The sequence below is a fragment of the Streptomyces sp. NPDC002125 genome, assembly GCF_053593715.1.
The window spans coordinates 1-23,672 of sequence record NZ_JBSFDD010000033.1 but is presented as its reverse complement, the minus strand read 5'-3'; the positions used below and the strand labels follow the sequence as shown (position 1 = coordinate 23,672).

Genomic DNA, 23,672 nt, shown 5'->3' with positions numbered 1-23,672 from the left:
GATCACCGCCCTGCCGCGCGCAGCACCGCTGCGAGGACGTCGCTGTCGTACGCCTCCGGGACGCACCGGAGGTCCAGCAGCAGCCGTCCACGCAGCACCCGTCCGAGCACGGCCGGTGCGCCGGTGCGCAGCGGTTGGGCCAGGTCGCCGGGGAGGCTGAGCGCGCAGGAGGGCAGAACGGTCCCGGGCGCACCGCCTCCTCCGACCACCGCGTCGTGGGGTACGACGCGGGCGTCGACGCCTCGGCGCGCGACGTCATCGGCCAGACGCCGGGTGCGGTCGCGCAGGCGCGGCAGCGGCATGTGCACGGCGGTGCGGACGGGTGGTTCGGGTCCGCGCAGGGTCGCTTCCAGGGCGGCCAGGGTGAACTTGTCCACGCGCAGGGCGCGGGCCAGCGGGTGGCGGCGCATCCGTTCCACGACGGCGGCGCTGCCGAGGACCAGCCCCGACTGCGGCCCGCCGAGCAGCTTGTCCCCGCTGGCGGTGACGAGGGCGGCTCCGGCGTGCAGGGCCGTGGCCGCGTCGGGCTCGTCCGGAAGCACCGGGTCGGGAGCGAGGAGGCCGGAGCCGATGTCGACGACGAGGGGCAGGCCCAGGGAGGCCAGTTCCTCGGCGTCCACTCCCCCGGTGAAGCCGCTCACCGTGAAGTTCGAGGGGTGGACCTTGAGGATGAAGCCGGTCTCGGGGCCGGCCGCGTCCGCGTAGTCGCCGATTCGGGTCCGGTTGGTGGTGCCGACCTCCCGTATCCGTGCGCCGCAGGAGGTCAGCAGTTCGGGTATCCGGAAGCCGTCGCCGATCTCCACGAACTCGCCCCGGCTGAGCAGGATGTCGCGACCCGGGGCCAGTGTCACCGCCGCCAGGGCCAGGGCGGCGGCTCCGTTGTTGACCACGTGCACGGCTTCCGCGGCCGGCACCGCCTCGCGCAGCGCCGCCAGGGCGGTGCGGCCTCGCGGCGCACGCTTGCCGGTGGTGAGGTCGAGCTCGACGTCCGTGTATCCCCCGGCCGCCGTCATCGCCTCCAGCGCGGGCCGCGACAGCGGCGCCCGTCCCAGATTGGTGTGCAGCACCACGCCGGTGGCGTTATGCACGGGGCTCAGTCCCGCAAGGTGTACGGGCAGCGCGGCGAGAACGGCCTGGACCGCGTCGGCCGGGGCGATCCGGCCGTCGCGTACGAGTTGCTGGGCGGTGCCGACCGCGGCCTTGACCGCGGGCCTGCCCAGCCGTGCGGACGCCTCGCTCAGCCGGGGGTCGCCGAGGAGCACGGTGGTGCTCGGCACCGACCTCCGGGTGTCCGCGGGCGGCTCGTCCGTCCGGTCCGTCACCACGCCACCCCGATCGAAGTCAGCGGAGGCGGACGGGAATCGAACCCGCCTGGCCCGGATGCCGGACCACACCGATTTTGAAGATCGGGAGGGGCACCAGCCCGCCCAACGCCTCCGGAGCAAGATTGTGGTCCCCGCACACTGCTGGGGCAAGAGGTGAAATGATCGCCGTATGACGACAGTTGGCGCCACCGGCGGACCGGCAGGGCCCCCGCGTCTGACCCGGTTCGCACACGGCGGCGGCTGCGCCTGCAAGATCCCTCCGGGTGAACTGGAGGCGATGGTCGCGGGACTGCTGCCGCAGTGGACGCCCGGACAGGCGGGCGACAGCGACGCAAACCGGTTGCTGGTAGGGCTCGGGGACGGCGACGACGCCGCGGTGGTGCTCACCGGTGACGGCACCGCGCTGGTGTCGACGGCCGACTTCTTCACGCCCGTCGTCGACGACGCCCGCGACTGGGGGCGGATCGCCGCGGCCAACGCGCTCTCCGACGTCTACGCGATGGGCGGCCGGCCCGTCGTGGGGCTCAACCTGCTGGGCTGGCCCCGTGACGTACTGCCCGCCGAACTGGCCGGGGAGGTCCTGGGGGGTGCGCTGGACGTCGCCCGCGGCGCCGGTTGCTTCGTCGGCGGCGGACACAGCGTCGACAGCCCGGAACCGCTCTACGGGATGGCGGTGACCGGTCTGGTGGATCCGGAGCGGCTGCTGCGCAATGACGCCGGACGGCCGGGCGTGCCGCTGACCCTGACCAAGCCGCTGGGCGTCGGGATACTCAACAACCGCCACAAGCGGACCGGTGAGGTCTTCGCGCACGCCGTCGCGACCATGGCGACGCTCAACGACAAGGCCGCCGCCGCTGCCCTGGAGGCCGGCGCGGTGTGCGCCACCGATGTGACCGGGTTCGGGCTGCTCGGTCATCTGCACAAGCTGGCCAGGGCCAGCGGTGTCACCGCCGTGGTGGACGCCGCCGCCGTCCCCGTGCTCGACGGCGCCTGGGAGTCCCTGCGGGCCGGGTACGTCAGCGGTGGCACCCTGCGCAACCTCGCATGGGTGCGCCCGCACCTCGACGCGGGACGGGCGGACGAGGACCGGCTGAACCTGCTCGCCGACGCGCAGACCTCCGGCGGTCTGCTGGTCGCCGGAGAACTGCCCGGGCATCCGGTCATCGGGGAGCTGGTTCCCGCCGTGGCCGGCACGACGTTGGTGATCCGCTGAGCACTGCGGACGCCCGCGGGTCCGCGGGCGGGGCCAGGTCCCGTGGCCGGTCCCGCCCCCGGTAGCGGATGTGCAGGTGGTTGTCGTGGCTCGTGGTCAGCGCGTCCGGAATCAGCTGCGGGTCGTTGAAGAAGATGCTCCACCAGCCGCGCGGCGAGGCGGGGGCGCCGCTACCGGACCGCACAGGCGGCAGCGGTGATCAGCGCGGAGCACGCGAGGGTCATGCCGCTCAGCCGGCCCGCGAGCAGGTCGTCCCAGCGCTCCCCGTTCCCGGAAACTCTGCGCAGCGCCGGAGTGAGGGCCCGCCCCGCTCCGAAGCCGAGTCCGGCCGCCAGGGCGGGAACCCAGGAGCCCCCGGACAGGAGCACCGCCACCGCCATCGCGTACGGCGCGCTCGCCGACACGTACGTGCGCACGCCCGTCCCCAGCTCGAAGCCGAACTGCAGGGCGCCGCGCGTCAGATGACGCCGCAGGACGTCCTGCGGTATCTGCCGGGCGTTCTGCGGCAGCCTCAGTGACAGCTTGCCGGCGTCGCGCAGCGCGGCGATCAGGGCGACGGCGACGATCAGCCCTTGCCGCACCCCGGGCGGGAGCGGCGTGAAGAGACCGGACAGGAGCCACAGCACCCCGGCCGTCAGCACCCCGCCGGCCAGCAGACCGCAGGTGAACACGCCGAGTACCAGCGCCTGTCTGTACGTCGCCCGCCAACCTGGCGAGGCCAGCGCGAATGCGCTGTTACGCGTTCAAACGGATCCGGAGAGCGAGTAGCCGGCCAGACCACCGGTGATCGCCCAGGTCAGCACGGGCGCGTGAAGGACCGCCGCGATCACCGCGAGCCCCAGGACCGCGACCGGCAGCACGGGATCGGTGAGCAGCGCCCGCACGGCACGGGCGCCGCCCGGCCGGTCCGCGGAACGGACGGACTCGCCCACCTAGACCGTCCCGGTCAGTGTGAGCCAGGTGTTCGGACCGATCACACCGTCGGTGGTCAGCCCGTGCAGGGACTGGAACGCGACGACGGCCTGCCGGGTGAGCGCACCGAAGTTCCCGTCGACGGTGAGCGCGTGGCCGTGCTTGTTGAGCTGCCGCTGCGCGCCCCGCACGGCGTCGTTCACGTCTCCCTGGCGCACGGTGACGATCAGGACCGGCCAGGTGGCCGCGCTGACGCTGCCCGTGGCGCCGAGGCCGTTCGCCGACTGGAACGCCTCGACCTGCGCCTCGGTGTCGGGCCCGAAAATGCCGTCGGCGTCCGTGGGATGGCCGTGGTGGGTGAGCAGATGCTGGACGGTGTGGACGTCGGGCCCGGTGGCACCGCGGCCGATGGTCGGCCAGCCGACCGAGCCGGGGCAGTCGCAGTCGGTGGTCCAGCGGCAGATGGACTTCACCCAGCCTGAGCCCGTGTTGCGGTAGCCGTCGTGGCAGCGCCGCTCGATGCCGCAGCCGCAGTTGCCGCAGGCCGCGCTGTAGCGCCACAGCCAGCCGTCGTACGTACCGGCGTAGCACTGGTTGGGACGCAGGGTCCAGGTGACTCCGTCCGTCCTGTGGAAGCCGGTGTTCGTTCCCGATGTCACGCACGCGTCGGCGTAGACGGTGCTGGGGCCGCAGCCCGGGGAGCAGTTGTGGTCCTCGGCGTAACTCGGGCACGCGCCGGTCCAGATGTCGTATCCGTCGGCGTACGCCTCCCTGGCGGCGGAGAACACCCCCAGCGCCGCGAATCCCACGGCGGTCGCCGACTGCAGCACGGTGCGCCTGGACGGCGCGAAGGAGGAGAGCGCTCCACGCCCGGTCCTGGACCGGCGGCGACCGGCACCTGAGCGGCGCAGCATGGGCACGTCGTCGAGTGAGGTCATGGCCGGCTCCTCGGCGTTGCGGGCGCGATGTCGTCGAGCAGCCGCAGCAGCGCGGTGGGAGAACCGAGCGGCTCGGAACGCACGATCCGGCGTTCCGGATCGATGACCACCGCGTAGGGGGTGGCGGGTATGTCATAGGCCGCGAACAGCTCCGGACGGTGGTCCCTGACCGGGACGGCGCCCTCGACGCCCTCCGGCCCGGAACCCGCGTCGCCCTTCGGCCCGGAATTCGCGTAGAGCCCGAGGACCTGCGGGGTGGCCGCGTCGTCGGCCTGACGGGCCGTCCAGGCACCGGCCTCGGCGAGCACCTGGCCGCAGGTGCGGCAGTCCGCGTCGAGGAAGAGCAGCAGCGCGACGCGCCCCGGTGCCAGGAGGCCGTCGAGTCCTGCCGGGCCGGGCCGGGCCGCGTCGAGGCCGGGAGCCTGGGCGCCAGGGGCGATGCCCACGCGTCCGGGGCGGTGCGGCTGCGTCCGTGACAGCTGGTGCACCTGCCTGATCAGCCCTGAGACGACCAGTGCGAGCAGCGCGATCGCAGCCCACGAGGCGATCAGAGCGCTGGTGGTGAAGTCCATCGCGTCGGCCCTCCTTCGGCGGTCCTGTGCACGGTCTCGGCTTGCTGGTGAGCAGGGGCCCTGTTCGGGTGGACGGGCACTGGGGTCGGCTCGTGCATGGCGGCGGGCAGGGACCACAGCAGTGCGGTGCAGGCGGCGGCAGCGAGCAGCAGCGTGACCAGCTCCGGCGTGGACAGCCGTACGGGTCCGGCCCCGACGGCGAGGGCGCCGGTGATCGCCAGCACCGCGAGGGCCGTGGCCCGCCGGGTCACCCAGCGGCTCAGGGGCAGATCCCGGCCGGAGCAGCCGCACGGCCCGCCACGGCCGAGGGCGAGGACGTGCCGCGTGTAGGCGGCGTACAGCCCGAAGAGTGCGCCACCGGCGACGAGCACTGCCTGCAGCACCCTCTGGTGGCCCGTCAGGAGCGCGATCGCGCCGATCGCCCCCAGGGCACCCTCGGCGACCGGCAGTGCGACGGCCGCAGACCGGCGGAGCCACGGGCCCAGCACGCCGTGCGCCCACAGCGCCTCACCCAGGGCGGCCGGAGCCAGGGCATGGGAGCCCGCCCCCAGGAGCAGGGTCAGGATGACGACGGAGGCTGTCAGTCCCCCGCAGAAGCCGATCACCGCCGGATCACCCGGTGCGCCGCAGCGTGAGCCGCCCCACGAGCTCGGGCACCCGCTCGACAGGAGTCGACGCGAGCGGCACCAGCGTGGCCCAGATCTCGGTCGAGGAGAGCACGAAGAAGGGACTGCCGTCGGAGAGCGTGTCGCGGAAGAGCTCTCCGGACGCGACCGCCACCCCCTTCCAGGGCGGTAACTGGGCGGTGTGTTCCTTCGTGCGCCGGGACAGTTCCAGCAGCCCGAGGCCGGGCACCTCCTTGATCACCGTCGCGGGCCGCGCGAAGGCGCTTCCGGCCGAGGCGTCCGGCTGGAGGGTGAGCCCGTACTCGCTCTCCGCGATACGGACCGACCGGAGCAGCCCGAGCACCGCCGCCACGTCCAGGCCGTACAGCCGCGTCACCAGTGAGTGGCGCTCGCCGCGCCACACGACGAGCACCGGCCGCTCCACGAGCCCGGAGCGCGGCTCGCGCTCGACCGACCGGAAGATGCGCAGAGTGCCCTTCTGGAAGGTGAGCTCGGATTCGGGTGACTCGATGCCCAGGGAGGCGGCGACATCGTCCCCCAGGGAGGCGGGCCCGGCGGTGAACTCGACCAGCCTGCCGCCGGCGACCACTTCGACGGCCGAAGTGCACGGGGCCTGGAGATCGATGCCGCCCTCCAGGTGGTACGTCCCGCCGTCGAGCGCGCGATGAGTGACGAACGATGCGGCCATATGCATCCTCCCGGGGCGGGGTCCGGTGTGACACCGCAGCCGCTGAGGAAACTAGGCAAAAGTCATGCCCCTGTCAATCGCACGAAATCGCCGGGAGCCGGATCGGCGTCGGCGAGCAGCAGGCGGGCGAGGGCCGGTTGCCGCGCCTGAGCGTCGGTCTGGGCGGGTCACCCTCCCGGCCTCGGGCAGGTGGGTGCCTGCGACCACGTCGGCGAGCGTGGTCTTGCCCGCCCCGGACACGCCGACGACGGCCACACGTTGACCGGAGGGGATGTCGAGGGTGATGCCGTCGAGCACCCGTGGCCCCTCGCCGTAACGGAAGGAGACCTGGTCGAGCCGTACGCCGGTGCTCGCGGCCTGCGCCAGGACATTCGACGAGCTGAACAAGATCGTGACGGCTCCGATCATGGGGCTCGGTGAGGCACCCTATGTCCGCACGGCCCGACGGCATCTCGCAGGCGGATCAGCTCGAACGGTCCACAGGGTGCCTCATGAGTGGCCGCGGGACAGTTCCGGCTCGTGCTGTGACGTCCGGTCCTGCCGGGGAAGCAGGAGCGGGCTGGCCAGGATGAGCAGTCCCGCGACCGTGAGAGCGGTGCGTGGGCCGGTGACGTCGGCGAGCAGACCGGCGAGCGCGGTGAGGACGGCGATGGACGCCTGCTGGCCGATCGACCAAGCCGTCAGGGTGCGGGCGACAAGATGCCCGGGGGTGTGTTCGAGCCGGTAGGTGGCGAGCACCGGGCCGTACAGGCTCATGCTGATGATGATCGCCAGCTGGACGGCCATCACGGTGACGAGGCCGATGACGCCGGGACCGACGAAGGCCAGGCCGATCAGCCAGACGGCACGCAGGGTGCCGACGGTCCGGAAGACCCGGTGCCGGCCGAAGCGGGCCACGACTCGGCGGGCCAGCCGCGAGCCGATGAGTCCGCCGAGGCAGGGGGCGGCGAAGGCGAGGCCGTACTGCCAGGGTGGGAAACCGAACTGGCGAAGCAGGAGCACGGCCAGCAGCGGCTCGGTGGCCATGATCAGACCGGCGACGAGCATCTGGTTGAGGTAGAGGGGCCGCAGACCGGGGTGGCCCATGATGTGACGCCAGCCGTCGAGCAGCGCACCCGCCCGGGCCGGGCTCCTGCCGGTCGTTCGCGGCGCCGGTTCCTGGCCCCGGATCGCGGTGATGCCCAGCGCGGAGAGCAGGTAGCTGAGCGCGTCGGCCACCACGGTGGTGACCGGCCCGAACAGGCCGGTCGCCGCCCCGCCCAGCGGTGGCCCCACCGCGATGGAGCTCCAGTTCGTGGACTCGAACCGCGCGTTGGCGACGAGCAGGTCGTCCGGTCGGACGAGGGCCTTGAGGTAGGCGCCACTGGCCGCGTTGAACGCGATCCTGGCTGCGGCGACCACGGCCGAGACCACCAGCAGCTGGACGAAACCGAGCCGTCCGAAGGCGTAGGCCACGGGGATCGTCGCCATGGCCGCGAACCGGGCCAGGTCCATCGTGATCATGACCGGGCGCTTGCGCCGGAACTCCACCCACGGCGCGAGGGGCACCGCGATCAGCGCACCCACCGCAGGGCCCACCGCGGACAGCCCGGACACCTCGGCGGGTCCGGCATGCAGCACCAGCACGGCGATCAGTGGCAACGCGCCGAACCCCAGCCCGGACCCGTACGCGCTCATCGCGTACGACGCCCACAGCCAGCCGAACCGCCGGCCCAGCCGTCTCCTGCCCACCATGGTCAGCACTCCCCTCGGGGTCACACCCGGACAAGCCGACGTTGACCGAAGAGAGTTAAGCGGGCAGAGCAATGGCAGGTCAAACAACCGGTGCGCCAGCAATCCACAACCACCAGTTGTTCACTAAGGTGGGTCGGCGTGGATCTCGAAGCAGTACGCACCTTCGCCGCCGTCGCGGAAGCGGGCCAGTTCCAGAAGGCCGCCGCCGACCTGTCGATCACCCAGCAGGCCGTCTCCAAGCGCATCGCCACGCTGGAGCGCGCCCTCGGCGTGCGCTTGTTCACCCGCGCCCCGCGCGGTGTCGAGCTCACCATCGACGGGCAGGCGTTCCTGCCCCACGCACGCGAGCTGCTCCGCGTCGCCGAGCGTGCGGGCGCGTCCGTGCGCCCCGGCCACCGTCCGCTGCGCGTCGACGTGCTCGCCTCACGCAGCGCGCAGTCGAGCCTGATGCGCGGCTTCCACCGCGCCCACCCCGAGATCGACCTCGACGTGATGATGCTGCTCGGCTTCGAGACCGCGGTCACCGCCATTCGCTCCGGCACGATCGACGCGTCCTTCCGCGCCGTCGCCGCGCCCGGCCTGCCCCTTCCCGAGGACATCGAGTCCGTCCGGGTGCTCGACGAGCCGCTCCAGCTCCTCACCGGTCCCGCCCACGTGCTGTCCGCCGCCCGGTCGGTGACCGTCGCCCAGCTCACGGGGCACCGGATCTGGATGCCCGGCGTCGCCCCCGGTACCGAATGGGGCGCCTACTACGACGACCTCGTCGCCGAGTTCGGCCTCACCATCGAGGTGACCGGCCCCAACTTCGGCTCGGACGCGCTCCTCGACACGATCGCCGACACCCCGGCCCTGGCCACCTTCATGGGCGAGCACAGCCGCCTCATCTGGCCCGACGGCCACGGTCTGCGCCGCATTCCGGTGACCGACCCGACGCCCGTCTACCCGCACTCGCTCCTCTGGCACCGCGACAACCCCCACCCGGCGCTGACCACCCTCCGCGCCCACCTCGCCGCCACGGCGGCCGGCCATGGCGCCGCCGGGACCTGGGCACCGGGCTGGGTGGTTCCACGCTGAACAGCCCCGACCTTCACCGATTACCGAACTCGGCGTTCATTTCCCGGATCAATGGACGTCCGGTGCCGCGCCAACTCGCCTCGGATAAAGGCGGGACAGCGTATTCGTCACTCCTCGCGACAATGGATGCTGACATTCAGTCGAATGGGCGATCTCCGAACCGCCGTCTCCACCGGGTCCCCACCGACCGATTCGATGGCGCTTCGAATGACGCGCACAAGAAAACGGCCGCTGCCCCACACATGGTGGGGCAGCGGCCCATGACACCTGCTTCTTGTCTCAGCTCTTCGTTGCCACGGGGTTCACGGCATCGGGAGCAGCGGCAGACCCGTCCTGCTCGTCCGCGGCCCCGGACGGTGTCGCCGTGGCAGGTCCTGCGGCGCCCCTCAGCAGCAGCACGACCAGCAGGGCGGCGAGCAGCAGGACACCCGAGCCGGCCAGTGCCGCCGCGTTCAGGCCGTCGGTGAAGGACTCGCGCGCCGCGGTGAGCAGCGCACCGCCCACGTCGTCGGGGAGTTCACCGGCGACCAGGACCGCCGCCGCGAGGGTCTCCCTCGCCGCGTCCAGCGCCTCGGCAGGCAGCCCGTCGGGCACCGAACCGTCCAGATTGCTGCTGTACACCGCGCTGCCGAGTGTGCCGAGAGTGGCCAGACCCACCGCGCCGCCCAGCTCCTGGCCGGTCTGGAGCGTGGCGGAGGCGATGCCCGCCTTCTCCGGCGGAGCGGAGCCCACCACCATGCCGGTGAGCAGGGGCATCGTGGCGGCGACACCGGCGGACAGCCCGCCCGCGCCGACCAGCACCATCCACAGCGGGGAGTCCGCGCGGACCTGGGTGAGGAAGAGCAGACCGGCGGCGGTGAGGACGAACGCTCCACCCACGATGAACGCGTGGTCCACTCGCTGCGCCAGGCCGGTGGACACTCCGGTGGCGAGGAAGATCCCGACCGAGGGGGTGAGGCTCCACAGAGAGGCCTCCAGCGCCGACATCCCCTGGACCGACTGCAGATACTGCGTGGTGAAGATCGCGAAGCCGATCATCACCCAGGAGGCGATCATCGCGAAGACCACTCCGCCGCGGAAGGCGCGGGTCCGGAGCAGCGCCAGGTCCAGCAGCGGTGCGGCGGCCGTGCGTTGGCGCAGGACGAAGAGGAAGGCGACGACCAGGCCGACGGCGATCGCCACCACCGGCACGACCTCGAAGCCGTCCGCCCCGAGCTCCTTGATCCCGTAGATGACCGGGAGGATCGCGCCGAGCGACAGCACACAGCTGAGCGCGTCGAACGGCCCGGGCCGCGGGTCCTTGAACTCCGGCAGCAGCCGGGGCGCCAGGAGCAGGAGCAGCACCATCACCGGGGCGTTGATGAGGAACACCGAGCCCCACCAGAAGAACTCCAGCATCACCCCGGAGAGCACCGGGCCGAGGGAGACACCGGAGATCAGGACGGCCGACCAGACCCCGAGGGCCTTCGCCCGCTGCGTCGCGTCGGTGAAGATGCTGCGGATCAGCGAGAGCGTGGACGGGAGCAGGCAGGCGCCACCGACGCCGAGGAGGGCGCGGGCGCCGATCAGCATGCCGGCGCTGGAGGCGTAGGCGGCGATCAGCGAGGCACCACCGAAGAAGACCGTGCCGGTCATGAGCAGCTTGCGCCGGCCCATCCGGTCGCCGACCGACCCCATCGTGACGAGGAGCCCGGCCAGGACGAAGGCGTAGATGTCGAAGACCCACAGCAGCTGCGTACCGCTGGGCGACAGGTCGGCGCTGATCGCCGGCACGGCGAAGAAGAGGATGGAGATGTCCATCGACACCAGCAGCAGCGGCAGTGCCAGGACTGCGAGCGCCAGCCATTCTTTGCGTCCTGCGAGGGCAGGCTCGGTCGTCATCGGTTGTACCTTCCTGATGAAAACGGTACGGCGATCGTCTCGTCCGCACTCACGCCCCAACACCCCTAGGGCCCCCTAGGCCCGCGGTAGGACAGCGTTCCTCGAATGCCTGCCGGCCGTACCCGCGAGTTCCCGTACCGCCGCGGCGCAGGGCCTCCTCAAAGTGCCCGTACCTCGTATGCGCCATTGCTGCGACATGCCCGTCGGCTTGAAACGAGCGAAAATTGGCTGGCAGTCGGCGCCCGATTCGAGCAATTCCGCCGCGAATCCAATTACTTACACCCGGGCACTTTCGGCCAACGCCTGAGATTCGGCCATTCATACCCGGTCCTGGCCGCGCCGCGAGGGGCTGCCGCCCATGGCCGGGAGATGCCTGGCAGCGACCTGGGCCGGCGGGGAACGGGCTGCTCGTGGCAAGCGCGGCAGGGCGCCTTTCCCTGCACGCGGAGGACGAGCGCGACGTGCCCGCACACATGCCCGCTTCGTGCCTGACCTGGCGTGGCAGGCCGTATACGCACCATGGAGCAGCACCCGGGCATCCGGCCGGGAACGCCACTCCCCGGGACCGCCCCGAGGACCAGCCCGCCGTGGCCCGGCTGATCACCGCAGGCCGTCGCAGACCCCCGGTGGGCTCGGACATTCCGCGAGCGCGACAGGCTCTCGGCGCGAGGGATCCGATTGGGTCCGGGTGGCCATCAAACGTAATCCGGCCTTCACTTTGGCGTCGTACAGCCGCGCCGAATGGGGTGCTATCGTCGGCCGCTGAGTGCCTGGGGGGGCCGTTACTCCATCTGACGGACCGTCCTTGTGCGCGGACCACAGAACCTCGTATGCGAACCATTCCAGTCAATGGTGTGTAGGCAATAGGCGGCAGCCCGTGGCGGTTTATCAGGGCTCGGGTGTGGAACGGGGGTACCACCGATGCTTCTTGAGTACGTCGACGCACTGCGCCATCTCGGCGACCAGCTCACGGATACCGCGGAGGGGAGGGGGCGTCTGCTCATCGTCAACGGCGGACTGACGAGTGGTAAGGCCGAACTCCTGCAGGAGTTCGCGGCGCGCGCGGACCGCATGGGCGCGCTCTGTCTGACCGCGACCGCCGCACGCGGGCTCCAGTCGCTCCAGGCCGATGTCGTCGACCAGTTGTTCCACTCCCGGGGGCTTCCCGCCGAGACCACCGAGCATGTCACGGCGTTGCTCAGCCCGGCCGTGGTCGCCGCTCCACCCGGTAGCCCGGATCTGGAGTCCTTATCCGGATCCGGTGCGCGAGCCGTGCGGGACACCTGCGCCGAGCTTCTGCAGCTGTCCCGGGAGCGCCCGTTGGTCATCGGTGTCGACGACGTGCAGTTCGCCGACGCGTTCTCCCTCCAGCTGCTGCTCTACCTGAGCCGTCGCATGGAGTCGGCACGGATCATGATCGTGCTGAGCAAGTGGGACTGGGCCCAGCCCACCCTGCCGCGCTTCTACGCGGAGGTCACCCGGCTCCCGCACGGCCTGATCCGGCTGGTGCCGCTCTCCGAGCACGGCATCGCCGAACTGATCACACAGCGCACCGGGGAACAGCCGGACCCCGGACTGGTCGCGGCCTACTACGAACTGACCGGCGGCAATCCCAAGCTGGTGGACGCGCTGCTGGAGGACCAGCGCACGGCGGGCGCCGAGTCCCCCGGCCGTTGGGGACCGGCCGGGCTGGCGACGGTCGGCAGCCACTATCAGCAGGCGGTGCTGGCCTGTCTCTACCGTTGGAATCCTCAACTCCTCGAAGTCGCCGAAGCGTTGGCCGTGCTCGGTGACGAAGGATCAGCTGGTCCGCTGAGCCGGCTCAGCGGACTCAGCATGGACACCACGGAACAGGTGCTGCACACGCTGGTCGCGGAGGCGCTCCTCACCGCCGGTCCGACGCCGGGGAACTACCGGTTCCGGCATCCGGCCGTCGCCAAGACGCTGCTCAACAGCCTCTCCACCACAGAGCGCACCCGTCTGCATCTCCAGGCGGCCAAGCTCCTGCACCAGCAGGGCATCGGCCCCCGTCCGGTCGCACGGCACCTCGCCGAGGCCGGCATCGTGGTGGAGAGCTGGGCCACGGGAGTCCTGCGGGCGGCAGCGGAACAGGCGCTCGCCCACGACGACTCCTGCACCGCCGTGCGCTACCTGGAACTGGTGATGAACGCCTGTACGCCGGGCACCGAGCACGACACGCGGCTCGCCCTGGTCCACGCCTCCTGGCGGACCAGCCCGGCGGTCTCCGCCCTGCACCTGGATCTGCTTCCGGAGGGTCTCGACATGGAGACACTCAACCGCCGGGACACCGCCACCCTGGTCCGGCACGCGCTGTGGCAGGGCGAGACCGAGACCGCCGCGCTGGGGCTGAAAGTGCTCGAGGCCTCCGGTGGAGCCGTCGACGACAGCACGATCGCCTGCCTCAGACTGGCCGAACGCTGGGTCTACGGACCGGCGGTGGAGGAGTGGCGCCGCCCCGCCACCAGACCCGAGCACAGCGCGGAGCCGACCGGCGGTGGGTCCTCCAGCTGTGCGCATGCCGTATGGGATCTCGCCGCAGTGTCCACCCGCACCGGCGTGGACCACGCCGCCGCCAAAGCCCGTCGTGTGCTGGAGAACTGCGCACTCGACGACGTCTCACTCGAAACGGTCGTCGCGGCGATCCTCGCCCTGCTGCACGACGGCGAGACCGAATCGGCCGTGAGCTGGTGCGACGTCCTCCGCGATGAAGCCGCTCGCCGACTGGCCCCCACCTGGCTCGCCGTCCTGGAGTGCCTCCGCGCCGCGATCGCGCTGCGGCAGGGCGATCTCGCCGCCGCGGCGAAGCTCGCCATCACCGGCTACGAACGTCTTCCCGCATCCGCCTGGGGCGTGTTCATCGGCTATCCGCTGAGCATCCTGATGATGGTCGACACGGCGCTCGACAACCACGACGCGGCGGCGCAGCACCTGCGTCAGGTGGTGCCGGAGACCATGTTCAGCACCGTCTGGGGGGCGCACTATCTGCGGGCGCGCGGCCACCACTTCCTGGCCACCGACCGGGCGTTGTCCGCCATCAGCGACTTCCGGGCCGCCGGGGGTCTCTCCGAGCGCCTGGGTCTGGACTTCCCCGCGCTCTTCCCGTGGCGGGGCGACCTCGCCCTGGCCAATATGCGGCTCGGCCGCACGGTCCTGGCCCATCAGCTGGTCACCGAGGAGCTGGAACACCCCCGCCTGGACGTCCGCGCGAAGGGGGTCGCCCTGCGGCTGCTGGCGTCGTGCAGCGATCCGAGCCGGCGCCAGGGTCTGCTGGAACGCGCCATCGACCTTCTGGAACGATCCGAGGACCGGCTCGAACTGTCACGTGCTCTCGCGGCGATGAGCCGTGCGCTGCAGCGGTCCGGTCAGAACGAACAGGCGCGTTCCACCGCCCGCCGGGCGTCGCAGGAAGCCCGGATCTGCCGCACCGGGGGCGAGGAGCCGGCGGAGCGGGAGAGCCCTGAGCCGGACCCGACGGTGCCGGGCCCGAGGGCGGCGACCTCGTCGGTCCACGAGCAGCTGAGCGAGGCGGAGGCCAGGGTGGCCACCCTGGCCGCGCGCGGCCTCACCAACCGGGAGATCAGCGGGCAGCTGTTCATCACGGTGAGCACGGTCGAGCAGCATCTGACCCGCATCTACCGCAAGCTCGGGGTGACCCGGAGAAGCAATCTGCCCACGCGCCTGGCCGACCGGCGCAGTGCGATGGAGGGCGGCCGGGCCCAGGGCTGAACCCGCCGCCGCACGTGCTCAACCTCAGGTCCCGTTCGCTGTGTGCGGACGGGGCCGGTGTCGTTTCGTACGGCAGATGGTGGCGCGGGTGGCTGCCTGGTGGAGGCCGTACGGCCGGCAGCACGCCGCCCAGGCCCTCGCGAATCAGGCCCCCCGTACGCACATGGCGTCACGGACGGCGGCGCACCGGGACGGTTCCGCTCCGCCGTCGCCGTCCGGGCCGGCCACGGCGCATGCCGACGGATCGCTCACCACACGAACATGGTCAGCGATCCGTCGGACGAAGGCCCCGTGCGGTCACCCGGCCGCAGCGGGCATCTCAGGTGGAGGACTGGACACCGGGCAGCGGGCGCCCTTCGCCCTGCCGGGTGGGCGACGGCGCCCGGCGGTCGACGCCGCCGGCTCCGGGGACCCAGAACCCGAAGCCGAGAACCATCGGCAGGGTCGACAGTTCGGGAAGGTCGGCGAACGCGGGCTCCGGCGCGCGGGGTACGTGTGCCGGCGCATCGTCGAACAGCGGATGCGGCACCGGCCGGGAAGCCCTCCCGGCGGCCGCGGTCGATCCGGCCGCCGTCCCGCCGCGCACAGCAGACCGGAGGGAGCGGCGGGCTGCGGCGGCGGTCGACAGGGACGCCGTTCCGCGCGGGCCGGACTGAGTGTTCGGAACACTTTTCTCGGCGCCCATGAGGGCCTCCAGAATCTCGGTGTCACGCTCTTCGGACCGTTGAGCTCGCCTTCCGGGCCGCCTCCGGACGCACGGAGGGCAGCGCCGTACGTCGTTCACCGCGTCCGTCCGCTCAGCGGAGCGGGAGCGCGGCGCCTCCGCCCGTGGGCTTCACGGTGTCGGTGAACCCACCTATCTCCCGGAGGACTTCGGGGGCCTGGGCGACGATGTAGAAGTGGCCGCCGGGGTAGGTGCGGAGCCGGAACGAAGCATCGGTGTGACGCTCCCAGGCCTGTGCCTCCTCCGGCGTCACCTGCGGATCCTCCCCGCCGACGAGCACGGTGACCGGGCACTCCAGCGGGGGCCCCGGCCGGTGCTGGTAGGTCTCCACCGCCCGGTAGTCGCTGCGCACGGCGGGAAGGATCATCCGCAGGACCTCCTCGTCCGCGAAGACCTGTTCGTCCGTGCCCTGCATGCGCTTCATCTCCGCGACGATGCCCTCGTCGTCGGCGGCGTGGACGTTCTCGTCGCGATAGGTGGACGGCGCGCGACGGCCGGAGGCGAACAGGCCCGCAGCGGGAGCGCCGCGCTCCTGGAGCCGGTTGGCCACCTCGTAGGCGACCATGGCCCCCATGCTGTGGCCGAACAGGACGAGCGGCCTGTCGGCCCAGCCTCCCAGCAGTTCGTCCGTCACCACGTCCGCGAGCGCGTGGATGGAGTCCACCGGCGGTTCCGTGTAGCGGTCCTGACGGCCCGGGTACTGCACCGCCAGGACGTCCACGGCCGGGCTCAGGGCACGGGCGACCGGGAGGTAGAACGTGGCGGACCCACCGGCGTGCGGAAAGCAGACCAGTCGGACAGCAGCGTCCGGGGCCGGGTGGTACCGCCGGGCCCAGACAGTGGATTGCGCCGGTGCTGCGGTCATGGCAGTCGGATTTCCTCTCGGGCGTTGACCGTTGCGACGGAAGCCGCGCGCTGACGCCACGAGTATGCCCCCGGCCGTTTCGAAGTGGCCAGAATCGACCACCCCTGAACTCCCGTGACACCCCCCTATTCTCGCCTCGCGATAGGTGAGCCCGTAATGCCTTGGTAACACTGTTCTACAGGGCGGTTGCAAGGCCGTCGCGCTTCCGGAACTCCGGACGCGAACCATGCTCGCAGGCCAGGAGCCCCAGGCTCATGGCCGGGCTTCAGGAATCGAAGGGTATGTGTGATGGGCCAGAGATGACACCACCGCCGTCATAGAGAATTCCCACCCGTGCAATTGCATCGCACAAATTCCCGGAGGACAAGTGAAAACCGAAGACCGCCATCCGCCGCCGCCCCGGCGCCGTGTCATGGTCACCGGAACCGGTGCGGTCACTCCGCTGGGCGAAGGCGTGGCGGCCCTCCACAACCGGGTGGTGAACGGAGAGTCCGGACTGACCGACGGTGAGGGCCACTGTCAGACGTTCGATCCGCACGCGGTCCTGAGCCGCAAGGGGATCCATGCCACCGACCGCTTCAGCCAGCTCGCACTCGTCGCCGCCGAGGAGGCGATCCGGCAGGCCGGCTGGTCCGACGGCCTGCCCCACACTCCGGAACGCGTCATGTGTGTCATCGGCTCCGTCGCCGGTGGGGTACTGACCTTCGAGGAGCAGCTGACCACGATGCGGCGCAACGGGACGGATGCGGTCTCACGGCATGCCGTGCCGATGATGGCTCCTCAATCGGCCGCTGTCCAGATCGCCGTCCGCCACCGGCTGCGGGGTGAGACGTACTGCGTCACGGCAGGCTGCGCCTCAGGAACTCAGGCCATCGGCCTGGGCGTTCGGGCCATCCGCAGCGGCGCTGCGGACGCGGCGGTGGTGGGCGGCGCGGAGGCGCCGCTGACCAACTTCATGCGCGCTGCCTATCTGAACGCCGGAATCATGTCCCCCACCGGGATCTCCGTCCCGTTCGACGAGGAACGCGACGGCTTCCTGATGGGTGAGGGCGCCGGCGTGCTGGTCCTGGAGTCCGCGGAGAGCGCCGAACGGCGTGGCCGGCCCGTCCTCGGGGAGATTCTGGGCTACGGCTCCAGTTGCGACGCGTTCCATGAGCTCTCCCCCGCCGAGGACGGGGTGGCCGCCATGGACGCCGTCAGGCAGGCCCTCGACGACGCGGGCGTCACCCCTGACGCGCTGAGCTACCTCAACGCGCACGCCACCGGCAGCGCGCGCGACGACCGCCTGGAGATCGCCGCGATGCGCGGTGTGCTCGCCGGCGCCCTGGACGCCCTTCCCATGTCCTCCACCAAATCCGCCACCGGCCATCTGATGGGAGCGGCAGGCGCGGTCGAGGCGATCGTCACGCTGATGGCTCTCAACGCGAGGGTCGCGCCACCCACCGTGGGACTGCGGCATCCCGACGCCTCGCTCGGGGTGCTGCGGCACGTCCTGGACGCCGTGCCGCTCACCATCGCGCCGGGACGGCGCGCCGTCGGAATGTCCACGACATTCGGGTTCGGCGGACACAACGCGGTTCTGGTGCTCGAAGGGGCGGCCTCCTGAACGGCGGGGCACACGGAAGAGGCCTGCCGGCCTGCGACTCAAGGGCTGCCCCGTATTCTCCGGTGGATCGGCGCGCGGCGACGGATACGGTGCATCGCACGGCGGAGGGACGTCCGCAAACGGGACGTATGAGGGTGTTCCGACAAGCCGGCGAGGTGCCGTAGAGCTGTCGTCGTCCGCCCGCCAGGGATTCCGGGACGGCCCTTAGGGGCGGCTAGGGGTGCTGTGCCCTCGCCCGCAACGCCAACACTGTCGCCATGGACAAGGAGACTCGCACGGGCCATGCCGTGGTCTTCCCGGGGATGGGACCCACCCGGTTCGAGGACGTGGCCCGATTCATGGTGATCAACCCGCAGGCCCGGAAGCTGGTGGCCGCCGCCGACGAACGGCTCGGCTACTCCCTCATCGACCGTTATCGCGACACGGAGGGCGACTACTCGGAATACGCCCAGGTCGCCTTTCTCGTCAACAGTCTGGCACTGGCCCAGTGGGCCGAGGCCGCCCTCGGCTGCGAGCCCACGGTATGCGTGGGGCCGAGCTTCGGCAACAAGGCGGCCGCAGTCCACTCCGGGGCGCTCGACTTCGCCGACGGTGTGACGATGACCGCGCGCTTCGCCCGGGTGCTGGACGACTACTTCGCCACGGAGCACCGCGAAGCGGTCACCCTCTCCTTCGCCCGGACCCCGCCCGAGACGCTGCGCACCGTGCGCGACGAGCTCGATGCCATGGGCGAGTGGCACGACATCACCTGCCAGGTAGACGACGACTTCGCCATGCTGACGTTGTCGCGGTCCCGCCTGGAGTGGCTCCAGCTGCGGCTGCGCGCCCTGGGCGGGCTGCCGCTGTACGTGATGCACCCGCCCATGCACTCTCCGGCCTTCGCCGGGCTGCGCGCACGCATCGAGGAGGAGGCGCTCGCGGGGCTGGAGTTCAGCGATCCGCGGCTGCCGGTGATCTCCGACCACGACGGGAAGCTGCTGACCACCGGGGCCGAGGTGCGCGAGCTCGTACTCGACGGCTGCGTCCGCGCGGTCCACTGGCCGGACGCTCTGACCGCGCTCCGCGACCGCGGTGTCGGCCGGCTGTTCATCGCCGGCCAGGACGCGCTGTTCGGACGTGTCTCCGTCGCCACCCGCAACTTCGAGGTCACGGCGGTCGATCCGCGGCTGGCACTGCGCCCGCAACGCCGCGGCGGGGCCCGCTGAGGCCAAGCCCCCGCGAACCCCGCCGCACACGCACGGCCGACTCCGGTCAGCCGTGCGTGACGTGCTTCAGCTCCGAAGTCCTGGCCCAGAGCACTCCGGGCGTCGCGAAGGTCTCCATGCTCAGTGCTTCGTCGACGAAGCGGACACCATAGGAATTCTCGAGCGCCGCGAGCAGTTCCACGGTGCCCATGGAGTCCAGGCCGAGATCCCGCAGTCCGGCGTCCTCCTCCAGCGGCTCGTCCGCCGAAAGGAACGGCAGATAGCTGCGGATGATTCCTTCGAATTCCTTGTCCCACGTACTCATGTGTTCGGGCCCCATTCCGCTTCCGGCTATAACAGCGAACCTGTCCAAGGATGGTGACGCTAATCGCCCTGGAAGAACCCGAACAACCGCTACCAACCCCTGTCCCGCTTAACGCGTCCAGGGAAACCCCTGTCCCTGGGCCGGCATCCGGGATCACGGTTATGCGCGGCCTGCGGGAAACGACGACCCACAGGAGGAAGTATGTCCGGCACCGTCGAGCACGCGCTCCATCACCGCTTTCTGCGCGGCCTGGAGATATCCCCGCACGGCACGGCCCTGCGGATCGGCACCGCCTTCGCACTCAGCTACCGCGAGGCCCACGACCTCGCCCTCACCTGGGCCGGCGCCCTGTGCGCCGACGGCACCCCGCCCCGCGCGGTCGGAGTCCTGGCCGGCAAGACCGTTCCGGCGTACGTCGGACTGCTCGCCGGGCTCTACACGGGCGCCACCGTGGTGCCGCTCAACCCCGACTTCCCCATGGAACGCACCCGCCGGATGCTGGAACTGTCCGGGGTCGAGGCGGTCATCGTGGACGAGGAGGGCGCGGCAGCACTGTCCAGGCTCCAGCACCACGCCGCCGGCCCGGGCACATCTCTCTCCCCCCGCACCGCGGTACTCGCGGCCTCGGCGGACGGCACCGTCCTCACCGACGCCGACGCGATGACTGGCTGGCGGCCGGTCACCGTGGACCCCGCGGCGGCGCTGAGCGCCCCGCAGACGGTCGCCGCCGACGACACGGCCTACATGCTCTTCACCTCCGGCTCCACCGGCAACCCCAAGGGGGTGCCCATCAGCCACGGCAGCACCCACCACTACTTCCAGCTGCTGGACGAGCGGTACGACTTCACGGCGCAGGACGTCTTCTCGCAGACCTTCGACCTCAACTTCGACTGCGCGATGTTCGATCTGTTCTGTGCCTGGGGCGCCGGCGCCACGGTCGCCACCATCCCCGCGCACAGCTACCGCCGGCTCCCCGACCACCTGCGCGAGGAGGGCATCACGGTGTGGTTCTCCACGCCCAGCGCGATCTCCCTCGTCCGCCGCACGGGACAGCTGTCCCCGGACTCGCTGCCCACCCTGCGGTGGAGCTTCTTCGCGGGCGAGGCGTTGCACTGCAAGGACGCCGCCGACTGGCACGAGGCCGCGCCGGGCTCGCTTCTGGAGAACATCTACGGCCCCACCGAGCTGACGATCACCATCACCGGCCACCGTTGGGACCCGGTGGCCTCGGCCGAGCACGGGGTCAACGGCCTGGTGCCCATCGGCGCGGTCCATGCGGGACATGACCAACTGCTGCTCGCGGACGACGGGTCCGTTGCCGAGGACGAGGGCGAACTCTGCGTCACCGGACCGCAGATGACCGTCGGCTATCTCGACCCCACGGACGACGAGGGCCGCTTCCTGGAGCGCGACGGCCGCCGTTGGTACCGCACCGGGGACCGGGTGCGCCGGCTGCCCGGCAGTGACGAACTGATCTACCTCGGACGGCTCGACTCGCAGATCCAGCTCCAGGGCTGGCGTGTGGAGCTGGCCGAGGTCGACCACGCCGTACGCTCCTGCCCCGGGGTGGAGGACGCCCTCACGGTGGTGCAGCAGGCGGAGGGCGGCTCGGAACTGGTGGTGTTCTACACCGGCACACGTACCTCTCCGGCGGTACTGGCCCGGGTCCTGCGGGAGATCCTGCCGGCCGGAATGCTCCCGCGCCGGTACGAGCACCTCGGGGCGTTCCCCCTCAACTCCAACCGCAAGATCGACCGCAAGGCGCTGACCAACCGCGCCACGGCGCTGTTCGGCTCCTGACGGCGCGACAGTCAGGGGTACGGGGAAGGGGGGCCGCCGAGCGGCGGCCCCCCTTCCCCGTACCCTGCCGTCCTGTCGTCAGCGCCGCTCGCGCAGATAGCCGAGCATCACCTCGACGAACCGCTCGGGCTCCTCGAGGTGGGGCAGGTGGCTGGAGTCCTCGAAGATCTCCCACCGCGCCTGCGGGATCAGCTCCGCGTACGGCCGCACCGTGACGGGCGTCGCCTCGTCGTGGCGGCCGGAGAGCACGAGGGTCGGCACCTCGATGTCGGCGAGGCGGTCCTCCACACCCCAGTCACGCAGGGTGCCGATGACGTGGAACTCGCTCGGCCCGTTCATCGTGAAGTAGACCGTGGGGTCGTTGTACACCTCGTAGAACGAGGCCTGGTAGTCCCGCGGCCACGGCTTGATCCGGCAGACATGGCGATCGTAGAACGGGCCCATGGCCTCGTAGTACTCGTTGGACCCGGTGGTCCCTGCCGCCTCGTGGCGCAGCAGCGTCTCGTTGACGCCGGGCGGCAGCTGGGCTCGCAGCACCTCCATCTCCTGGAGCCACAGCGGGTAGGAGGCCGGCGCGTTGGCGATGACGAGCCCGCGCAGCCCGGCGGGCTTCCGGGCGGCGTGCTCGGCCACCAGGAGTCCTCCCCAGGACTGGCCGAAGAGGACGTAGTTGTCGGCGAGGCCCAGCTCGCCGAGCAGGTTGTCCAGCTCCGCGAGAAAGAGGTCCACGGTCCAGAAGTCCGCGCCGCGGTCCGGCAGATGGGTGGAACCGCCGTTGCCCAGCTGGTCGTAGTGGACGACGGGCCAGCCGTGGTCGGCGAACACCGCCATGTTCTGCAGGTAGTCGTGGGTACTGCCCGGACCGCCGTGCACCACGACGATCGCGGGCTTGTCCGAGGTCACGTCCCCGGTGATGCGGTACCAGGTCCGGTACTCGCCGAATGGCACAGTGCCCTTGGTCACGGCCCGCTGGGACCCGGCGGCCACACTCATGTTCGATCACCCTTCATCGGTCGCACGGTCGGCAACTCGTCGGTCGGTCAGGGAGCGAGCACCGGAGCGCCCGAGCACTGGGCACGGAACGCTCCGGCGGCCCCCGGCCACGTGTATGTCAGTCCAGCGTGCCGAGCCACTCCTCGATCGCTCGCGCGCAGTCCTGCGCGCCCTCTTCCAGCATGGTGAAGTGGTTCGCGCCCACTCCTCGTACCGTCTGGGTCGCGTTCCATGGCGCGGCCTGCCAGGCGTCGCCCGGCCCGTCCGTGTCCGCACCGGGGAACGGCCTGGCACATTGCAGGAAGAGCACCGGGGCACGCAGCCCCTCCAGAGGGAACGAGCCGAGCATGTTGCTGTAGCGGCCCATGGAGGACAGCCGGGCGCTGTCGAACCCGTCGAACGTCTGCTCCATCTCCAGCATGGTCTCCAGCAGGCCGTCGAGCAGCGCGTTGGAGACGTCGGGCAGATAGGAGTCCATGAGGACGACGCCGGCAGGACGCATGCCGCGCTGTTCGAGATGCATCGCGGCGGCGTGGGCGAGGATGCCGCCCGCCGAGTAGCCGGCCAGCACGAACCGTTCGCCACCCGCGGCCTCCAGGGCGGCCTCCGCCAGCACCTCGGCGGCGGCGTCGTTCGTGGCAGGCAGGCTGTCGCCACGCACGAAGCCCGGCAGCGGAATGCCCGCCACCCCGCGGACGCCCTTGAAGTGGTTGGCGATGTGCGCGTGCTGGTAGACCCCGCTGGTAGCCATGGGTGTACTCAGGCAGATCAGCCGTGTACGACCGGCGGGCCCTTCCATCAGCCGGACAGGGACCGGGAGGGCGGGTATGTCCGAGGCCGAGGTGAAGGCTGGCCGCGTCTCCGCGACCGCGTTCAGCATGGTCATCGCCTTTTGGAGCGGGCCGTTCTGGAGGGCCTCGCGGAACAGCTGGCTGAGAGTGTCCGCTGCCGCGCCGGACGGACGTCCCGTGCCCGTCCCCGCATCCGGCGTACCGTCGGCGGACGCCGCACCGGAGGCCGGACCGGCCACGGAGATCTCGTCCAGGAGGAAGCGGGCGAGCGCCGCAGCGCTCTTGTGGTCGAAGACCACCATCGACGGCAGCCGCAGCCCGATCGCCTCGCTGAGCGCGGACCGCATTTCCATCGCCATGAGTGAGTCGAAGCCCAGCTCCAGGAAGTCACGTTCGGGATCGAGGCCCCCGGCGTCCTGGTACCCGAGCAGGCCGGCGGCGAGTCCGGTGACCAGCTCCTGGAGCAGCTCGTGCTGCCCGTCCGCGTCCAGCGCATCAAGCTTGCGACGCAGGGCACCAGGATCGGCCTTGCCCGCGGCGGAACGTCGCCGGGTCGGCGGGGCCAGGGCGTGGAGGAGCTCGGGGAGGTTGTCGGCGGTTCGTCGGAGGGTGGGCAGGTCGAGCTGGATCGGGACGAGCGCCGGATCATCCAGACCCATCGCCGTGTCGAAGAG

Annotated in this window: 21 protein-coding genes and 1 tRNA gene; 6 read left to right on the top strand and 16 right to left on the bottom strand. The window is 71.2% G+C overall.

Features of this window, described 5'->3' with window-relative positions:
* Window positions 1–2 precede the first annotated feature (2 nt).
* Window positions 3–1,325, bottom strand: coding sequence for an L-seryl-tRNA(Sec) selenium transferase (gene selA / locus ACWCQM_RS35855; RefSeq protein WP_450919254.1), 1,323 nt, complete (start codon window positions 1,323–1,325; stop codon window positions 3–5).
* Between the two features lie 19 nt (window positions 1,326–1,344).
* Window positions 1,345–1,438 (bottom strand) — tRNA-Sec (locus ACWCQM_RS35850).
* 56 nt (window positions 1,439–1,494) lie between these two features.
* On the opposite strand from ACWCQM_RS35850, the gene selD reads away from it, so the two are divergent.
* Window positions 1,495–2,538, top strand: a complete 1,044-nt coding sequence (selD, locus tag ACWCQM_RS35845; protein WP_450919253.1) for a selenide, water dikinase SelD — start codon at window positions 1,495–1,497, stop codon at window positions 2,536–2,538.
* 170 nt (window positions 2,539–2,708) lie between these two features.
* Here the strand turns inward: selD and ACWCQM_RS35840 are convergent, their stop codons facing one another.
* From ACWCQM_RS35840 to ACWCQM_RS35805, 8 genes are all read right to left on the bottom strand, one after another.
* Window positions 2,709–3,209 carry a hypothetical protein gene (locus ACWCQM_RS35840; protein ID WP_450919252.1) on the bottom strand — a complete coding sequence of 167 codons (501 nt, stop codon included), beginning with the start codon at window positions 3,207–3,209 and terminating at the stop codon, window positions 2,709–2,711.
* 72 nt (window positions 3,210–3,281) lie between these two features.
* Complete coding sequence (locus tag ACWCQM_RS35835) at window positions 3,282–3,470, bottom strand: hypothetical protein (RefSeq protein ID WP_450919251.1); 189 nt, start codon at window positions 3,468–3,470, stop codon at window positions 3,282–3,284.
* A complete protein-coding gene (locus ACWCQM_RS35830) occupies window positions 3,471–4,388 on the bottom strand; it encodes a peptidoglycan-binding domain-containing protein (RefSeq protein ID WP_450919250.1) in 918 nt (305 codons plus the stop codon).
* On the bottom strand, window positions 4,385–4,960 hold the full coding sequence (locus ACWCQM_RS35825) for a hypothetical protein (RefSeq protein ID WP_450919249.1): 576 nt from the start codon (window positions 4,958–4,960) through the stop codon (window positions 4,385–4,387). The genes ACWCQM_RS35830 and ACWCQM_RS35825 overlap by 4 nt, the downstream gene beginning before the upstream one ends.
* Window positions 4,936–5,565 carry a MauE/DoxX family redox-associated membrane protein gene (locus ACWCQM_RS35820; RefSeq protein WP_450919248.1) on the bottom strand — a complete coding sequence of 210 codons (630 nt, stop codon included), beginning with the start codon at window positions 5,563–5,565 and terminating at the stop codon, window positions 4,936–4,938. The genes ACWCQM_RS35825 and ACWCQM_RS35820 overlap by 25 nt, the downstream gene beginning before the upstream one ends.
* A gap of 7 nt (window positions 5,566–5,572) precedes the next feature.
* Window positions 5,573–6,274 carry a hypothetical protein gene (locus tag ACWCQM_RS35815; protein ID WP_450919247.1) on the bottom strand — a complete coding sequence of 234 codons (702 nt, stop codon included), beginning with the start codon at window positions 6,272–6,274 and terminating at the stop codon, window positions 5,573–5,575.
* A gap of 51 nt (window positions 6,275–6,325) precedes the next feature.
* Window positions 6,326–6,682, bottom strand: coding sequence for an ATP-binding cassette domain-containing protein (locus ACWCQM_RS35810; protein ID WP_450919246.1), 357 nt, complete (start codon window positions 6,680–6,682; stop codon window positions 6,326–6,328).
* Window positions 6,683–6,763: 81 nt separating this feature from the next.
* The gene (locus ACWCQM_RS35805) at window positions 6,764–8,008 is read right to left on the bottom strand and encodes an MFS transporter (protein WP_450919245.1); all 1,245 of its coding nucleotides are present in this window, start codon (window positions 8,006–8,008) and stop codon (window positions 6,764–6,766) included.
* A gap of 138 nt (window positions 8,009–8,146) precedes the next feature.
* Here ACWCQM_RS35805 and ACWCQM_RS35800 point away from each other — a divergent pair, with 138 nt between their 5' ends.
* Window positions 8,147–9,082 (top strand): LysR family transcriptional regulator, encoded by a 936-nt coding sequence (locus tag ACWCQM_RS35800; protein ID WP_450919244.1) that lies wholly within the window; start codon window positions 8,147–8,149, stop codon window positions 9,080–9,082.
* A 279-nt stretch (window positions 9,083–9,361) separates the two neighbouring features.
* Here the strand turns inward: ACWCQM_RS35800 and ACWCQM_RS35795 are convergent, their stop codons facing one another.
* The gene (locus ACWCQM_RS35795; RefSeq protein WP_450919243.1) at window positions 9,362–10,963 is read right to left on the bottom strand and encodes an MFS transporter; all 1,602 of its coding nucleotides are present in this window, start codon (window positions 10,961–10,963) and stop codon (window positions 9,362–9,364) included.
* A 921-nt stretch (window positions 10,964–11,884) separates the two neighbouring features.
* Here ACWCQM_RS35795 and ACWCQM_RS35790 point away from each other — a divergent pair.
* Window positions 11,885–14,710: a LuxR C-terminal-related transcriptional regulator gene (locus ACWCQM_RS35790; protein WP_450919242.1), complete on the top strand. Its 2,826-nt coding sequence runs from the start codon at window positions 11,885–11,887 to the stop codon at window positions 14,708–14,710.
* A 319-nt stretch (window positions 14,711–15,029) separates the two neighbouring features.
* Here the strand turns inward: ACWCQM_RS35790 and ACWCQM_RS35785 are convergent, their stop codons facing one another.
* Together ACWCQM_RS35785 and ACWCQM_RS35780 are read right to left on the bottom strand one after the other, a co-directional pair.
* Complete coding sequence (locus tag ACWCQM_RS35785) at window positions 15,030–15,239, bottom strand: hypothetical protein (protein WP_450919241.1); 210 nt, start codon at window positions 15,237–15,239, stop codon at window positions 15,030–15,032.
* Between the two features lie 268 nt (window positions 15,240–15,507).
* The gene (locus ACWCQM_RS35780) at window positions 15,508–16,299 is read right to left on the bottom strand and encodes a thioesterase II family protein (protein WP_450919240.1); all 792 of its coding nucleotides are present in this window, start codon (window positions 16,297–16,299) and stop codon (window positions 15,508–15,510) included.
* 367 nt (window positions 16,300–16,666) lie between these two features.
* Between ACWCQM_RS35780 and ACWCQM_RS35775 the strand changes: the two genes are divergently transcribed.
* Together ACWCQM_RS35775 and ACWCQM_RS35770 are read left to right on the top strand one after the other, a co-directional pair.
* Window positions 16,667–17,905 carry a beta-ketoacyl-[acyl-carrier-protein] synthase family protein gene (locus ACWCQM_RS35775; protein ID WP_450919239.1) on the top strand — a complete coding sequence of 413 codons (1,239 nt, stop codon included), beginning with the start codon at window positions 16,667–16,669 and terminating at the stop codon, window positions 17,903–17,905.
* 257 nt (window positions 17,906–18,162) lie between these two features.
* On the top strand, window positions 18,163–19,110 hold the full coding sequence (locus tag ACWCQM_RS35770; protein ID WP_450919238.1) for an ACP S-malonyltransferase: 948 nt from the start codon (window positions 18,163–18,165) through the stop codon (window positions 19,108–19,110).
* 46 nt (window positions 19,111–19,156) lie between these two features.
* Here the strand turns inward: ACWCQM_RS35770 and ACWCQM_RS35765 are convergent, their stop codons facing one another.
* A complete protein-coding gene (locus tag ACWCQM_RS35765) occupies window positions 19,157–19,414 on the bottom strand; it encodes a phosphopantetheine-binding protein (RefSeq protein ID WP_450919237.1) in 258 nt (85 codons plus the stop codon).
* Window positions 19,415–19,615: 201 nt separating this feature from the next.
* Between ACWCQM_RS35765 and ACWCQM_RS35760 the strand changes: the two genes are divergently transcribed.
* Complete coding sequence (locus ACWCQM_RS35760; protein ID WP_450919236.1) at window positions 19,616–21,214, top strand: AMP-binding protein; 1,599 nt, start codon at window positions 19,616–19,618, stop codon at window positions 21,212–21,214.
* 78 nt (window positions 21,215–21,292) lie between these two features.
* On the opposite strand, the gene ACWCQM_RS35755 is transcribed toward ACWCQM_RS35760, so the two are convergent.
* Window positions 21,293–22,207, bottom strand: coding sequence for a proline iminopeptidase-family hydrolase (locus ACWCQM_RS35755; RefSeq protein WP_267076974.1), 915 nt, complete (start codon window positions 22,205–22,207; stop codon window positions 21,293–21,295).
* 118 nt (window positions 22,208–22,325) lie between these two features.
* Window positions 22,326–23,672, bottom strand: a 1,347-nt coding sequence (locus tag ACWCQM_RS35750) for a phosphopantetheine-binding protein (RefSeq protein WP_450919235.1), incomplete at its 5' end; no start/stop codon positions are given.

Excerpts from the sequence above, each read along its gene's own strand:
- selD (WP_450919253.1), top strand. The coding sequence starts at position 1,495 with ATGACGACAGTTGGCGCCACCGGCGGACCGGCAGGGCCCCCGCGTCTG.
- ACWCQM_RS35830 (WP_450919250.1), bottom strand. The coding sequence starts at position 4,388 with ATGACCTCACTCGACGACGTGCCCATGCTGCGCCGCTCAGGTGCCGGT.
- ACWCQM_RS35825 (WP_450919249.1), bottom strand. The coding sequence starts at position 4,960 with ATGGACTTCACCACCAGCGCTCTGATCGCCTCGTGGGCTGCGATCGCG.
- ACWCQM_RS35815 (WP_450919247.1), bottom strand. The coding sequence starts at position 6,274 with ATGGCCGCATCGTTCGTCACTCATCGCGCGCTCGACGGCGGGACGTAC.
- ACWCQM_RS35810 (WP_450919246.1), bottom strand. The coding sequence starts at position 6,682 with ATGATCGGAGCCGTCACGATCTTGTTCAGCTCGTCGAATGTCCTGGCG.
- ACWCQM_RS35805 (WP_450919245.1), bottom strand. The coding sequence starts at position 8,008 with ATGGTGGGCAGGAGACGGCTGGGCCGGCGGTTCGGCTGGCTGTGGGCG.
- ACWCQM_RS35795 (WP_450919243.1), bottom strand. The coding sequence starts at position 10,963 with ATGACGACCGAGCCTGCCCTCGCAGGACGCAAAGAATGGCTGGCGCTC.
- ACWCQM_RS35790 (WP_450919242.1), top strand. The coding sequence starts at position 11,885 with ATGCTTCTTGAGTACGTCGACGCACTGCGCCATCTCGGCGACCAGCTC.
- ACWCQM_RS35780 (WP_450919240.1), bottom strand. The coding sequence starts at position 16,299 with ATGACCGCAGCACCGGCGCAATCCACTGTCTGGGCCCGGCGGTACCAC.
- ACWCQM_RS35770 (WP_450919238.1), top strand. The coding sequence starts at position 18,163 with ATGGACAAGGAGACTCGCACGGGCCATGCCGTGGTCTTCCCGGGGATG.
- ACWCQM_RS35765 (WP_450919237.1), bottom strand. The coding sequence starts at position 19,414 with ATGAGTACGTGGGACAAGGAATTCGAAGGAATCATCCGCAGCTATCTG.
- ACWCQM_RS35760 (WP_450919236.1), top strand. The coding sequence starts at position 19,616 with ATGTCCGGCACCGTCGAGCACGCGCTCCATCACCGCTTTCTGCGCGGC.
- ACWCQM_RS35755 (WP_267076974.1), bottom strand. The coding sequence starts at position 22,207 with ATGAGTGTGGCCGCCGGGTCCCAGCGGGCCGTGACCAAGGGCACTGTG.